This window comes from Streptomyces sp. URMC 126, assembly GCF_051386555.1.
Classification (GTDB): Bacteria; Actinomycetota; Actinomycetes; order Streptomycetales; family Streptomycetaceae; genus Streptomyces.
On the sequence record NZ_JBPQTX010000822.1, the window covers coordinates 1 to 277 of the forward strand.

1 pseudogene is annotated in these 277 nt (G+C 75.1%); it reads right to left on the reverse strand.

What is annotated here, in order from left to right:
- Positions 1–62: 62 nt before the first annotated feature.
- A pseudogene (locus tag ACSNOK_RS34075) lies at positions 63–277 on the reverse strand (CDP-glycerol glycerophosphotransferase family protein); the annotation flags it as partial.

Consider the following 277-nt stretch of genomic DNA (forward strand, 5'->3'; position numbering starts at 1 on the left):
GTAGCGGGCGCGGGCCATGACCCGCCAGTACGCGCGCGAGCCCTCGATCACATGCGGCACGCCGGGCGGCGGCTCCAGCGGTGCGGGAAGTTGACGTTGTTGACGAGGTACTTGGCGCGGGCGAGCGCCGCCCAGCAGGCGGCCGACCCCGGCTCCAGCCGCCCCACCCCGGCCGGCAGGGTGTGCGCCCGGTCCTCGGTGGTGATCCACAGGGTGCGGATGTGCGGCGCCAGCTCCCGCACCTTCGCCTCGATCGCCGCCGGGTTGCAGGCGTAGC